This window comes from Mycobacterium sp. E1747, from assembly GCF_001667775.1.
Taxonomy (GTDB): Bacteria; Actinomycetota; Actinomycetes; order Mycobacteriales; family Mycobacteriaceae; genus Mycobacterium.
This window is the reverse complement of sequence record NZ_LZJI01000150.1, coordinates 1-13,624: the sequence shown is the minus strand read 5'-3', so window position 1 is coordinate 13,624 and position 13,624 is coordinate 1. Positions and strand designations below refer to the sequence as shown.

The following is a 13,624-nucleotide window of genomic DNA, read 5'->3' as shown; positions in this document are numbered from 1 at the left end:
CCCCACAGCGTCTGATTCACATCCATGGAGAGGATCAGGGTGGGAACCCCGGCACGCATGCTTGCGGCGGTGGTGCCTGAACCGCCGTGGTGTACGACTGCCCGGCAGGCGGGGAAGACCGCCGCATAATTCACGCCGCCCACCACCTTGACGTGGTCGCCGTGGGAGACGTCGCTGAAATCGCTCCAACCGGCGCAAATCAATGCGCGCTCGCCCAACTCGGCGCAGGCGGCGCTGATCATGTCGATTGCGTCGGCCGGTGATTCCACCGGCATACTGCCGAAGCCGAAACAAATCGGCGGGGTTCCCGCCGCGATCCACGACGCGACGTCGCTATCGGCCTCCGTCGACAACGACATCGTCAGTGCACCGACGAAGGGCCGCTGACCGTCCCACTTCCGCCATTCGGCCGCCAGTCCGGGGAAGCAGACCTCGTCGTAGGCCTGGATCTCCAGTGATCTGTTTGCGGCGATACGCCGCGCCGACGCCCCTCTGACCTTCGGCAGCCCCAGGTCACGGCGCTGCGCGTCCTCGACTTTCTTGTTGAGGCGCCACCCGAACCAATCGAACGCCGTCATCGAGGCGCGTGCGAGGGGAGCGGGTAGCGGAACGAGCTGGCCGTTCGCCCGCACCGGAACGTGGTGCAAGGTGGCCAATGGGACGTCCAGATACTCGGCCACGTTGACCACGGCCTCCTGGTAACTCTGGCCCGTGAGCAGCAGGTCCGCCCCCTCGGCCAGCGATGTCAACGTCTTGCTCATCTGGGTCCAGCACTGGTCACTGAGGTCCCACATCTCGCGCCACAGCTCCTGCATCTCCCGCAGCTTCCAGAAGCCCCCGAAGAACGACGTCCAGAAGTTGCGGTACACATCGAGCCAGGTCTGCGTGTTCAGCCCGAAGGCGGCCGTCGGGATGCCCGCCGCCTCGGTGAAGCCGACCAGGTCGGGCGGGACCGCCATGTGCACCTCGTGTCCCCGGCGCATCAGTTCACGGCCGACTACGAGGGAAGGCTCGATATCGCCTCTCGTCCCATAACTTGCCAGCACAAACTTCATCTACGGTTCTAGCCTTCGAGTGGGGCGTAATGGCGTGGTGATCGAGTGATGGGAAGCTGTCTCGACGTCACATCTACCGCGTTGGAATACCGGCGCCGATGATAGCCAAGGCGCCGGCGGTGAGGAACGTCGTGCAGGCTGTCACTACTTTCGCCACAGGACTCCGCATTGGTCGATGGTGACGATCTCCGCGGATATGTTGTGCTTGGCGCGGTAGTCGGCGACGGCCTTGCGGCATCCCTCGAGGTTGTAGTCGTCGATGATGCAGAAGCCGCCCGGCGACAATTTCGGGTACAGCCCGTCGAGCGCCTGGATCGTCGATTCGTAGAGATCGCCATCGAGCCTCAACACCGAGATCTGATCGATGGGAGCCTTGTGCAGCGTGTCCTTGAACCAACCTGGAAGGAAGCGGACCTGGTCGTCCAGCAGCCCGTAGCGCTCGAAGTTCGCTTTGACCTCGGCTTGCGACACCGCCAGGACCGGCGCCGCATGATGCAAACCCAGTGCAAACCGGGGCAGCTTGTCCTCTTTGTAGTTGGCGGTGTCCGGGGGTGGTACGCCCTCGAACGAATCGGCTAGCCACACGTTTCGGGTCTTGTCGCCGTACGCGGCCAGGACCGCGCGCATCAAGATAGAGGCGCCGCCCCGCCACACGCCACACTCGACCAGATCGCCGGGGACGTCCTCGTTCAGCACCGTTTCGACGCAGTGCTGCAGGCTGGTGAGTCGCTGCATCCCGATCATCGTCTCCGCGTCGGCCGGCCAGTCCATGCCGAAGTCGCGTGCGTGCTTGTCGAACGGGCGTTTGCGGACCAGCATCAAGTTGCGGTTCTTGAGAAACGGAAGCCACGTCAACCACCCGACGCTGGCGCGCATTTGCAGCGGCCACCCCACGGGCACGAGCTGGTCCATGCCGTACCTGGTCAGATCGCGCCGGATCTGGTCCAGATAGAGAGATCGGACGTCGCTTTCGGTCACGGTCAAAACCGTCCCCCTGTGTCTCGGATGCCAGTACTGCCGGTGGTGAGCCTAGACGCCCAATCGGCGCCTCATTGCGCGTTTGGATTTTTCTAGAATCAGGTTGCCAGGGCTAGATTATCCACCCTCGCAGGCTGGTGCCGACAGCAGACGGATCGCACGCGCTGGTGGTAACCCGCGTGGAGTGCCCCGTTGCTCGCGGTGGGTCAGGGACGGGTCGGCACCCGGGGGCCGCGTCGGGGATGCCGCCGGCCCGCGATCCGGTCATGCACCCCCCGCGTGCCGCGATCGGTTGTTCTCGGACCCCGGCGCTTCACCGTTCGCGTGTTCCGTGGGCCGGGAGTGGATGGCTTGGTGAACCGGCCCCGGGTGTGGACGGCTCTCTGCCGCTTGAAGATTCGAGGGGACGCTGGATATTCGTGCCTAGCGTGTTCAGCGGGACGACGGCCCCGATGTGCCCGCGTAATCGCTTTGCGCGGGAGGCACGTCGCTCTGCTCACCGATCCATTGCAGTAGGGCACCGAGCCCGTCGTCGAGCGCCCACCTGGGTTGCCAGTTGAGGTCCTTCTTCGCCGGCTCGATATCGCAGCTGGCGGCGCGGATGTCCCCGTCGCGAAATTTCGGTACGACGATCGGTTCGGGGGCGCCGAACACGGCGGCGATCTTGCGGGCAAGCTCATGAATGCTGGTCGCGACGCCCGACCCGATGTCGAGGCAGCGCGACCCGTCGGCAGGCTGCTGCACCGTCGCGAACAACGCATCGATGACGTCGTCGATATAGACGAGATCGCGCAGGATCCGCCCATCCTCGTAGACCTCGGACGGTCGCTGTTCGCGCGACAGGCGTGCGAAGAACGGAACCACCCCGGTATATGGATTGGTGAGCGACTGGCCCGGTCCGTAGGCGTTCTGCAAACGCAGCACACTGAGGTTGGTGTCATGCGCGGCCGTCCAGGCGGCCAGCAAGTGTTCCTGAGCGAGCTTGGTCGCGCCGTAGATGTTGGTGGGGCGGGGCTCCGTGCGCCCCGCGCAGCTTGGAATGGGCACGGCGCGTTCGCCGGTAGGCCCTTGCGGATCCCAGTTGCCCGCGGCCAGCTGCGCGTGGCTGCGAGGCCCCGGGTAGAAGACCTGTGTTCCCGCGCGCCACGCGCCCTCGCCGTAGACGGCCCTGGACGACGCCACCACGAGCTGCTCGGGAACGATGCCAGCGCGCGTCAGCGCGTCAAGAAGCTGGGTAGTGCCCACCACATTCACGGCGCCATGCCGCGTCGCCTCCGACAGCGACTGCGCCGTTCCCGTCTCTGCTGCCAGATGGACGACCTGGGTAGGGCGGAACAGCCGGAGTACGGCATCCCAATCGGGGGCATGGGTGACGTCACCGGTGAAGAACCGCACGGGCGGCGGCAGGTCGATCGTCGGGCGTTGACCGTGGACCTGAGGCAGCAGTACATCCATGACAGCGACCTCGTGCCCGGCTTCGATGAGTCGGCGTGACAGCCTGCACCCGATGAATCCTGCTCCACCAGTGATGAGCACGGATGTTGACAAAAGCCGATCCCTCCCGTTCGAGCGCAGAAAATCTAACCGAGACGCGTTTGCGGGTGCGGCCCGCGGATGATCATATCGGTGAACGATCTACCGTCAGCCGAGTTGAAGGAGATAGCTCCACAACCCTGGCGCCGGGACCTGTCAGACCAGGTGAACGTCCGGTGCGTAGAGGATCCACCGTCCACCGTGCTCGTGGAAGGCGCGTTCCTTCGCCATGATCTCGTCGGCGTGGTTCCACGCGAACAGCAGCGCATAGTCCGGATAGGGGTGGGAGAAGACCTCCGGCGGGCACACCGGAATTTGGGAGCCCGGTGTGAGACGCCCCTGCTTCTCCGGGGTCGAATCACACACCATAGGAAGAAGATCCGGGCCGATGTGGCAATAGTTCATCACCGTCGCGCTCCGTGAGGTCGCCCCGTATCCGACGACACGTCGGCCGTCGGAACGCAAGTCGCGCAGGAGTTTGACGAGGTCCGCGCGGATGCGATCGATGTTCGCGGCGAAGCGAACGAAAGTCTCTTCCTCGGCGATCCCTTCGGCCTTTTCCCGGGCCAGGAACTCCGCGACGGCCGCGGTCGGCTCCGAAGTGCCCGCGCGCGCCACCGTGTAGCGGATCGAACCACCGTGCAGCGGCAGGTGTTCCACGTCGACGAGGTCGAAGCCGAACCGGGCGGCCGTCGCCTGCACCGAGCGGACCGAGAACAGATAGATGTGCTCGTCGTAGATCTGGTCGAAGTACACCTGCTTCAAGATGTCGCCGAGATACCGATCCTCGAATACGAACAGGCCGTCCGGAGAAAGGAGGGTGTCGGCGCCTTGAAAAATCGAGTCCAGGTAGGAGATGTGGCTGATGGTGTTCGCCGAATAGATCAGGTGGGCGGGTCCGTGCTCTTCGCGGATCTCACCGGCCGTCGGCGCGTTGAAGAAATCGGTGCGCACGTTGATGCCCTGTGCCCGGGCCACCTCGCCGGCCCCGGCGGCCGGATCCACCCCCAAATGCCGTATTCCAGCCTCGCTCAGGGTCTTCAGCATCACGCCGTCGTTACTGCCGATCTCAACGACAAACCTGTCCCCACCGGGACAGGCTCGCATGATGTGCCGGGCCACTTCCTCGCCGTGTCTGCGGATCAGCGCGGATCCGGACGCGCGATAGGGATAGTCGGCGCGATACATTTCGTTCGGTGGCACCTCGTCGAGCTGTTGCACCATCGTGCAAGACGTGCAGAGTCCGACCGCGAGTTGGAAGAACGGCACTTTGGCGCTTTCTTCGGCCTTGACGAAGGCATTTGAGACAGGCTGACGTCCGAGGTCAAGGACCTGCCGAAGATCGCCGCCGCACACACGGCAACTGTGCTCGGACAATGCTGCCCCCTATCTCACACCGCGACCACCGTGTAATGAGCATAGACCGGAACGGACGCCGTCAATAGGCTCCTGAGTTTCTCGAACATTAATTCAGCGAGAGTCCGTCGTGGGCGGTTCTCACCACCCGGCAAGCCATCCGATGTGTCGGCGCAGGTCCGACCCCTACCGGCTGGTCATGGCGGCCGCCGCAGACCGGCGACGCCATGCCCAGCGCATCCCTGCAGCGTCGGCCATACGTAGCAGAAATGGACGCGACGAAAAGGCTGCAATTGATACCGCCGCCGTGGCTTTCATCAGAACGGCGCGATGGCCCCCCGTTATGGATTCAAATTGCGGTCAGCGCGCCAAATGTGCAATCAGTTATGGCCGCCAATGAATACATCAGAACGCCGAGGTTGGCGGCTGGGGCGCCACCGTCTGAGGCATATCGAGGCGCCGGGTATCTAGACCCCTCGGCGAGCGGCATCTTCCAGCAGGTCGGCGGCTTTGGCGACGCTGACGGCGGGTGGGGTCATCCGGGCGGCAAGTTCGCGGGCCCGAATCGCGTACCCGGGGGCAAGGATCTGACGTAAATCTGCGACCAGTGACTCCGGGGTGGTGAGCGAAAATTGGCGGGCGGTACCCACTTTGAGTTGTTTCACCTGGTTTCCCCAGTACGGTTGGTCGGCCGAGCTCCACAAGATCAGCGTCGGCACGCCGGCGCGCATGCTCGCCGCTGTGGTTCCCGACCCGCCGTGATGGACGACGGCGCGACAGGCGGGGAAGACCGAAGCGTAGTTGACCACGCCCACCACCTTGACGTGGTCGAACTGAGAGACATCGCTGAAATCGGTTCCGCCGAAACAGATTAGTGCCCGCTCACCGAGCTGTGCGCACGCCTTCGCGATCATTTCGACCGTCTCGGTCGGGGACTCGACCGGGATGCTCCCCGAGCCGAAGCAAATCGGCGGTGGACCCGCGGCGATCCACGAGGCCACCTCCTCGTCGGCATCGGTCTTCAGCTCCATCGTCAAGGCACCGACAAAGGGGCGTCTATCGCCCCACTTCGCCCACTCGGCCGCCAGGCCGGGAAAGCACGCCTCGTCGTAAGCCTGGATTTCCAGCGAACCGCGTTGACCGATCCGGCGCGGCGAGCGACGCCTGGCCTTGGGCAGCTGCAGCTCCCGGCGCTGTGTGTTCTCCGTCTTTTTCGTCGAGCGCCAGAACAGCCACTCGACCGCCGTCATCGTCGAGCGGACCACCGGCGCCGGGGCGCTCGGAACGAGCTGGCCGTTGGCCCGCATCGGAAAATGGTGCAGCGTGGCCAGCGGAATGTCGTAATACTCCGCGACGTTGGCGGCGGCTTGCTCAAAATTCAAGCCGGTGGAGAGCAGGTTCGCTCCCTCGGCCACCGACATCAGCGTCCTGCTCACGTCATTCCAGTAGCGGATGATCGGCTCCCACACCCTGCGGACCACCTTGACCGGACCGCGGATCGTCCAGGCGCTGCGAAAGAAATCTCTCCACATGTTGCGCAGAAACTCCTCGTTGAGGAAGTCCTGCACCTGCGGCCCATATGGCACCGCCGCCAGCCCGGCCGACTCGGCGAAGCTCACAAGCTCGGGTGGCACGGCGATGCGGACATCATGTCCCCTGCGCATGAGTTCGCGCCCGACAGCGACGGAAGGCTCGACGTCGCCGCGAGTTCCATAGCTCGCCAGGGCGAACTTCATTGTGAATCACTCGCCCCTTTGCGGTGCTTCGGCGACTTGCTGGGTCTCGGTCATTGTCCCTGATTCTTCGACTACGGGTTGCCGTCTCGCGTTGGCGCGGTGGGGTGTTGGTTGTGGTTCAACCTATCGTCTATGACGTAACCCTACGCATCACTTGGTCGGAGGCACTCGCGTCGCGGCGCCCTCGCGCTGCATTGCTTCCGCGGTGGTTGGTGATCCCGGCCAGATGGACCGCCCGGCGCCGAAATGAAACTGTGCCGTTCTGCTGGAATCACAACGAGCGACCCGTTAGGGTTCTGCGTTATGTCGAGGATCACGCGCGGCCTGGTTGGCATTGCGCTGAACTCAGTTCGTAACCGGAAGTCCCTAGAGCCCTCGCGCCTAGCCGCCGCATACGGCTGGTTCAACGGCGAACACCTCGTCTCGCCGCCTGCGATCTCAAAACAGCGGCACCTGCTTCACACGTTGCAGTCGCGCAAGCACCGCATCTTCGTTGAGGCCGGCACATACAAGGGGGAAACGACCGCTTTCTTCGTGCCATATGTGGACCAAGTGATCTCGGTCGAGCTGCACGATGGCCTTTTTGCTGCCGCCGAGCGACGGTTCGCGCGCGAGCCCAAAGTCACTCTCGTTCATGGTGACTCGCTCGTCGAGATACCAAAGATCGTCGCGGATTGCTCATCTCCGCCCCTGGTGTTTCTCGACGGACACTTCTCCGGCGAGGGTACCGCCGAAGGTCAGGAGATGGAGCCCGCGGAATCCACACTCTCCCAGCTCGCGGACGTGACACCTGCGGGCACGACAATCGTGATCGACGATCTGCGACTCTTCGGTTCCGGCCTTTCGGGCTTCCCGCAGCTTGACGCAATCACCTCAGCCGCGCGAGCCGCTTTCCCCGACGCGGTCATCCGGGCTGGCCTGGACTCGATCGTCGTCGAGACTCCCGAAAGCACTTAACTGCCGCCCGTGATTGCTACCGGTTCTTGGTGCCTCTGATCGTCCGCGCGCCTAGCACTCTCAACTCCAGCAATTTGTTGGTCACGCGCAGTAGGCCTTTCGAATGATAGGTGGCCCTGAGTTTTGCCTCGAGCTCGTCCAAGTCCGAGCTCGCGATGACGGCCGAGGGGTGAATTAGCGGCAGGCCAAGTTCCTCTGCCGCCAGTGCGGCATAAATCCTGTCCCATTTTGCGTGCGTATGCGTCGCGTCGGCGTCGAAGCCGACATTTCGCACCAGGTTGCGAGCCGGGGTCGCGCACAGGCCCGAGTTGGCCCATATGCTGTAGAACCAACGCCAAGCCCAGGTATCGACCCTGCCCCGGTACACGATGTATTCGAAGATGCCCTCCCAGTGGTAACGCTCGGTCAGTCTCGGAAAGTATTGGTCGAACAATTTCCTGTCTCTGATTTCCGGCCAGCGCGTCATCTCCACGTCGTAATGCGCCCAGGCTCGTTTCCACGTGGCCCATCCCCAAATATGGGGATACCTGGAGAAGTAGTAGCTGTCGCTCGGCTCGGCGTGGCCGAATAAGTGGTTTCCGCCGGAAATCATCATGACGCGCTCGTCGTTCTCATAGCGGTCAAGAAGTTCTCCGCAGTACTGGAAAAATGAAGGCGAGGCGACGCAGTCGTCCTCAAGGATTATCGCTCTGTCGACCAGTTCGAATGCCCATGTAATGCCCGAGGAGACGCGAGGGCAGGTGCCCATGTTGGACTCCGAGAAGTTCTTTTGGACGTCACAGTCCCAGTCGACTTCGTCGATGATGGCGCGCGCCGCCGCACATTTCTCGGCTTCTCCCGGTTTGCTTGGGCGAGGGCCGTCGGCGATGACTAGCAGCTTGCCCGGTCTCACCGCTCGGATCTTCTCGAAAACCTGTCGGGTGGTCTCCGGCCGGTTGAAAATCATGAGGACCACCGGTGGTGTCGTTGTCACAGTCCCATCCTTGCGACCACTTTCAAGAGAGGCGGATTGTATGATCTGTCGGAGAAGACTTCACCCACGAAATGCGTTCTGACCCTATAGAAATCGTTGCGAAGCCGTCAAGCCACGTCCGGGCCGCTTTCCGCTAACGCCGACCCATGCCGTAGTACTCGAATCCCTCGGCTCGCATGCTTTCGGGCTCGTAGATGTTGCGGCCGTCGAAAACGACATTGCCCCGCATGGCTGACTTGACGCGTTGCCACGATGGCCGCTGAAACTGTTTCCATTCGGTGAGTAAGAGCAGCGCATCGGCGCCCTCGACGGCCTCGTACATATTGCCGGCGTACTCGACCGAATCTCCCAGCGTCTCCTTCGCTTGCGCGGTGGCCTCGGGGTCAAAGACCCGCACTGCCGCTCCGGACTCCACCAGTTTTTTCGCGATGACAAGCGAAGGGGCGGCGCGCACATCGTCCGTCTGCGGCTTGAAACTGAGACCCCAGAGCCCGATGCGCAAGCCTTGCAAGTTCCTCTGCGGTGACTTGCCACCGAAGCGGGTGAAGATTTTTGCCACAAGGGCGGCCTTCTGCTCGTTGTTGACGTACTCGACGGCGCGAAGCAGGTGCATGTCAGAGCCCACGCAGTCAGCCGTGTGCAGCAGTGCCCGAACATCTTTCGGCAAGCAAGAACCACCGTATCCTATTCCAGGAAACAGGAATTCATAACCGATGCGCTTGTCCGCCCCGATCGCCTCCCGGACTGCCGAAATGTCGGCGCCAGCCTTTTCGCACAGGTTGGATATTTCGTTAATGAACGAAATCTTGGTCGCCAGGAAGCAGTTCGCCGCATACTTGGCCATCTCAGCGCTCCTGATGTCGATGGCAAGCAAGGGGTGGAAGGTGCGCAGGAACGGCTCGTAAAGCTCGCGCATGATGTTGAGGGCACGGTCGGAATCGGTGCCGATCACCACGCGATCGGGCTGCATAAAGTCCGCAATTGCCTTGCCCTGCTTTAGAAATTCGGGGTTCGATACGACGTCGAAATCATGCTCCGTCTTCATGCGGATGATCTCTCGAACCTCGTCAGCGGTGCCGACGGGCACGGTCGACTTGTCAACGATGACTTTGTATCCGTTTATATGTGACCCGATTGCGTCGGCGGCGGCGTAGACATAGGTGAGATCGGCCGCCCCGCTCTCGCCCATGGGTGTCGGCACGGCGATGAAGATGACGTCGCCATGCTCGATCCCACGTCGGGCGTCTGTCGTGAAGTCGATGAGCCCGTTCTCCCGGCTCCTCGCGAGCAGCTCCGCCAGGCCCGGCTCGAAGATGGGAACCTCCCCGGCCAGCAGTCGGTCGACCTTTGCTCGGTCAATGTCCACGCAGAGGACGTCGTTGCCGCTGTCCGCCAGGCAGGCGCCGGTGACCAGGCCGACGTAGCCGGATCCGATAACCGTAATTTTCAAGACAACCCCTTTATCGCCTGACTGATTCGCCGCCCATATTGCCTCACGCGTGCACGGCTCATGCACCGATTCGCAGGTCGCGTCCGCTCGTCGCGGGCGGGCAGCTCGTTCTAGAGTGCTAACAGCTGGAGCGGTGTCACCAATGGCGGGAACGGGCACCGCTGAGCCGGCCAGCTGCTCGATGAGTAGCGGGCCAAGCGCGGACGCTCGGCGATCGCCCTCCGGCCAAGCCGGGGGCGTTGTAGCGTTGGTCGACCATGGGTTCCGTGCTGCGATGACCAAAAAACATCAGACGGTCAATAGCGGAAGGATGACAACGGTGACACCTGCTCCGACCGTTTCGGTGATAACGATCTCGTTCAACGACCTCGACGGGCTGAAACGCACGGTCGACAGTGTGCGGTCACAGCGCTATGGGGGCCAGATCGAGCACATCATTATCGACGGTGGGTCGGGCGACGCGGTCGTCGAGTATCTGTCCGGGTGTGAGCCCGGGTTTGCATATTGGCAGTCTCAGCCCGACAACGGCAGGTATGACGCCATGAACCAGGGCATCGCCCACGCCTCCGGTGACTTGTTGTGGTTCATGCACTCCACGGATTGCTTTTCCGATCCTGACGCGGTGGCCTCGGTCGTCGAGGCGATCTCGGGCCAGGGAGCGGTGCGCGACGTGTGGGGTTACGGCAAGAACAACCTGGTTGGTCCCGACGGCAATGTTCTTTTCCCGCGGCCATATGGCTACATGCCTTTCAAGATACGGAAATTTCTGTTGGGGGCGACCGTTGCGCACCAGGCGACGTTTTTCGGGGCGGCACTGGTGGAGAAGTTGGGGGGCTACGACCTCGATTTCGGACTCGAAGCGGACCAACTGTTCATCTACCGAGCCGCCATGCTTCGAGCTCCGATCACGATCGACCGGGTGGTCTGCGACTTCGACATGACTGGACCCGGTTCGACACAACCGATTCGCGAGCACTATCGAACTCTTCGCCGCATGTGGGACATGTACGGCTATTACCCACTGGGGGGGCGGCGGAGATCGTGGGCCTACCTGCGCGTGAAGGAATACGCGATTAGGGCGGATCTTGCCGCATTCAACGCTGTGAAGGCCCTGCGCGGAAAGTTGGCCGACCGGCGGCGGGCGGGAGCGGCGCCGGCGCAGAGTGAGACGAGTGGCGCCCAAACCGGGTGAACGGCGATTTGGTGGTCTGAAAACGGTTGGTTCACGCGCCACGCGTAGCTGCTTTGCGCGCACCTCGTTTGCGGCGTGCAATAGCGATGGGAAGTCGGCGAGATGACTTCGTGGGGCGAGCGTGTCCTGTACCTTGAAACCCGGCAGCGAGGCGGTTTGCGGCCATGCGCAGCGTGGCTCTTGCGACGTTACCCGCCCTGCAGTACCACGAGGAGTGAACCGCCAGATGATGCGATGCCGGACCTACGGTGAGCAGCACGCGCCCACGAGAGCCGGAATCCGGTGAAGCGAGCAGTCATTACCGGAATCACCGGACAGGATGGCTCGTATCTGACCGAACTCCTCCTGACCAAAGGCTACGAGGTTCATGGGCTGATCCGTCGAGCCTCGACGTTCAACACTTCGCGGATCGATCATCTTTACGTAGATCCACACCAACCGGACGCACGTCTCTTCCTGCACTACGGCGACCTGACCGACGGCACCCGTCTGGTCACCTTGCTCAGCACCATTGGCCCCGATGAGGTGTATAACCTTGCGGCGCAGTCGCATGTGCGCGTCAGCTTCGACGAGCCGGTGCACACCGGCGACACCACCGGTATGGGGTCGATCCGACTGCTTGAAGCCGTCCGCCTTTCGCGCGTGAATTGCCGGTTTTACCAAGCGTCTTCGTCGGAGATGTTTGGCGCGTCGCCACCACCGCAGAACGAGCAGACGCCATTCTATCCGCGGTCTCCGTATGGCGCGGCGAAGGTCTACTCCTATTGGGCGACGCGGAACTATCGAGAGGCGTACGGCTTATTCGCTGTGAACGGCATCCTGTTCAATCACGAATCGCCAAGGCGTGGTGAGACTTTCGTGACTCGAAAGATCACAAGGGCTGTTGCGCGCATCAAAGCCGGCGTCCAGTCAGACCTCTACCTCGGCAATCTCGACGCGGTGCGCGACTGGGGATACGCGCCCGAATACGTCGAAGGAATGTGGAGGATGCTGCAGGCGCCTGAGCCCGAAGACTTCGTTCTGGCGACGGGACGCGGCTACACTGTGCGTGAGTTCGCGCAGACCGCCTTCGATCATGCCGGACTTGACTGGCAAAACTACGTGAAGTTCGACGACCGCTATCTGCGACCCACTGAAGTGGATTCGCTGATAGGCGACGCGACCAAGGCCGCCCAGTCACTCGGGTGGAAGGCCTCGGTGCACACCGGCGAACTGGCGCGGATCATGGTCGACGCCGATATGGCCGCGTTGGAGTGCGACGGCAGGCCGTGGATCGACAAGCCAACCCTGCCCGGCTGGAGCTGACGGGGCGATGAACACACCGATCGGGATGCTCGACCGCGCAGCGCCTGTATATATCGCGGGTCACCGCGGCCTGGTCGGGTCCGCCTTGATGCGAAGGTTTCAAGCCGAGGGATTCACGAATCTTCTCACCCGCTCACACTCCGAACTTGACCTTACGGATCGCTCCGCAACATTCGACTTCGTTCTGGAGTCGCGACCGCAGGTAATCGTCGATGCCGCTGCCCGGGTGGGCGGCATCATGGCCAATAACACCTACCCGGCTGATTTTCTATCTGAAAACTTGCAGATTCAGGTCAATATGCTCGATGCCGCCGTCGCCGCTCGGGTGCCTCGGCTGCTATTTCTCGGGTCCTCTTGCATCTATCCGAAGTATGCTCCGCAACCTATTCCCGAAAATGCGTTGTTGACAGGCCCCCTCGAACCCACCAATGACGCATACGCAATCGCCAAGATCGCCGGCATTCTTCAGGTCCAAGCGGTCAGACGCCAATACGGCCTGGCATGGATTTCGGCGATGCCAACAAACCTTTATGGCCCTGGTGACAACTTCTCTCCCTCAGGCTCCCACCTGCTCCCGGCGCTCATACGCAGGTATGAAGAGGCCAAAGCCGGCGGCGCACCCGAGGTGACCAACTGGGGGACAGGTACACCGCGGCGTGAGCTCCTGCACGTTGACGATCTGGCAAGCGCGTGTCTCTACCTCTTGGAAAACTTTGATGGTCCAAGCCACGTCAACGTGGGTACCGGCATCGACCATTCCATCAGTGAGATAGCCGAGATGGTCGCCGCAGCGGTGGGATATACGGGTGAAACCCGCTGGGACGCAACAAACCCGGATGGGACGCCGCGCAAGCTGCTCGACGTCTCACTCTTGCAGGAGATGGGATGGCTGCCCAGACGCACGCGGAGCGATTCTTCAATACGCGGGACGTTGCCCGTTCACTGCCTCACCGCATCCGCATTCTCGCGATACCAGGACACCGTTGCTTCGATGCCGCTCTGCAGCGTGATGCTGGGCAGCCATCCCATCTCCTGCAAGAGTGAGACGTCGAGCAGCTTGCGCGGCGTCCCATCCGGGTTTGTTGCGTC

10 protein-coding genes and 2 pseudogenes are annotated in these 13,624 nt (G+C 62.5%); 4 read left to right on the top strand and 8 right to left on the bottom strand.

Features of this window, described 5'->3' with window-relative positions; genetic code table 11:
- The 5 genes from A5695_RS14755 to A5695_RS14735 all read right to left on the bottom strand — a co-directional run.
- Positions 1-1,055, bottom strand: a 1,055-nt coding sequence (locus A5695_RS14755) for a glycosyltransferase (protein ID WP_068083149.1), incomplete at its 3' end; no start/stop codon positions are given.
- Between the two features lie 144 nt (positions 1,056-1,199).
- The gene (locus A5695_RS14750; RefSeq protein ID WP_068083144.1) at positions 1,200-2,033 is read right to left on the bottom strand and encodes a TylF/MycF/NovP-related O-methyltransferase; all 834 of its coding nucleotides are present in this window, start codon (positions 2,031-2,033) and stop codon (positions 1,200-1,202) included.
- A 432-nt stretch (positions 2,034-2,465) separates the two neighbouring features.
- On the bottom strand, positions 2,466-3,569 hold the full coding sequence (locus A5695_RS14745) for an NAD(P)-dependent oxidoreductase (protein ID WP_068083142.1): 1,104 nt from the start codon (positions 3,567-3,569) through the stop codon (positions 2,466-2,468).
- 153 nt (positions 3,570-3,722) lie between these two features.
- Entirely contained in the window at positions 3,723-4,922 is a 1,200-nt protein-coding gene (locus A5695_RS14740; RefSeq protein ID WP_068083136.1) for a class I SAM-dependent methyltransferase, read from the bottom strand.
- Positions 4,923-5,389: 467 nt separating this feature from the next.
- Positions 5,390-6,658 (bottom strand): glycosyltransferase, encoded by a 1,269-nt coding sequence (locus A5695_RS14735; RefSeq protein ID WP_068083135.1) that lies wholly within the window; start codon positions 6,656-6,658, stop codon positions 5,390-5,392.
- A gap of 303 nt (positions 6,659-6,961) precedes the next feature.
- Between A5695_RS14735 and A5695_RS14730 the strand changes: the two genes are divergently transcribed.
- The gene (locus A5695_RS14730; protein WP_068083134.1) at positions 6,962-7,615 is read left to right on the top strand and encodes a hypothetical protein; all 654 of its coding nucleotides are present in this window, start codon (positions 6,962-6,964) and stop codon (positions 7,613-7,615) included.
- A 16-nt stretch (positions 7,616-7,631) separates the two neighbouring features.
- Here A5695_RS14730 and A5695_RS14725 read toward each other — a convergent pair whose 3' ends face one another.
- Both A5695_RS14725 and A5695_RS14720 read right to left on the bottom strand, forming a co-directional pair.
- Complete coding sequence (locus tag A5695_RS14725; RefSeq protein ID WP_231974839.1) at positions 7,632-8,588, bottom strand: methyltransferase type 11; 957 nt, start codon at positions 8,586-8,588, stop codon at positions 7,632-7,634.
- Positions 8,589-8,721: 133 nt separating this feature from the next.
- The gene (locus tag A5695_RS14720; RefSeq protein ID WP_068083130.1) at positions 8,722-10,038 is read right to left on the bottom strand and encodes a UDP-glucose/GDP-mannose dehydrogenase family protein; all 1,317 of its coding nucleotides are present in this window, start codon (positions 10,036-10,038) and stop codon (positions 8,722-8,724) included.
- A gap of 319 nt (positions 10,039-10,357) precedes the next feature.
- On the opposite strand from A5695_RS14720, the gene A5695_RS14715 reads away from it, so the two are divergent.
- The 3 genes and pseudogenes from A5695_RS14715 to A5695_RS14705 all read left to right on the top strand — a co-directional run.
- Positions 10,358-11,230: a glycosyltransferase family 2 protein gene (locus tag A5695_RS14715; RefSeq protein ID WP_082946099.1), complete on the top strand. Its 873-nt coding sequence runs from the start codon at positions 10,358-10,360 to the stop codon at positions 11,228-11,230.
- 282 nt (positions 11,231-11,512) lie between these two features.
- Positions 11,513-12,535, top strand: a complete 1,023-nt coding sequence (gmd, locus tag A5695_RS14710; RefSeq protein ID WP_068083129.1) for a GDP-mannose 4,6-dehydratase — start codon at positions 11,513-11,515, stop codon at positions 12,533-12,535.
- A gap of 7 nt (positions 12,536-12,542) precedes the next feature.
- Positions 12,543-13,430: pseudogene (locus A5695_RS14705) on the top strand (GDP-L-fucose synthase family protein); the annotation flags it as partial.
- 44 nt (positions 13,431-13,474) lie between these two features.
- On the opposite strand, the pseudogene A5695_RS29670 reads toward A5695_RS14705, so the two are convergent.
- Positions 13,475-13,624 (bottom strand): annotated as a pseudogene (locus A5695_RS29670) (GDP-L-fucose synthase); the annotation flags it as partial.

Coding starts and splice junctions, on each gene's coding strand:
- A5695_RS14730 (WP_068083134.1), top strand. CDS start 6,962: ATGTCGAGGATCACGCGCGGCCTGGTTGGCATTGCGCTGAACTCAGTT.
- A5695_RS14735 (WP_068083135.1), bottom strand. CDS start 6,658: ATGAAGTTCGCCCTGGCGAGCTATGGAACTCGCGGCGACGTCGAGCCT.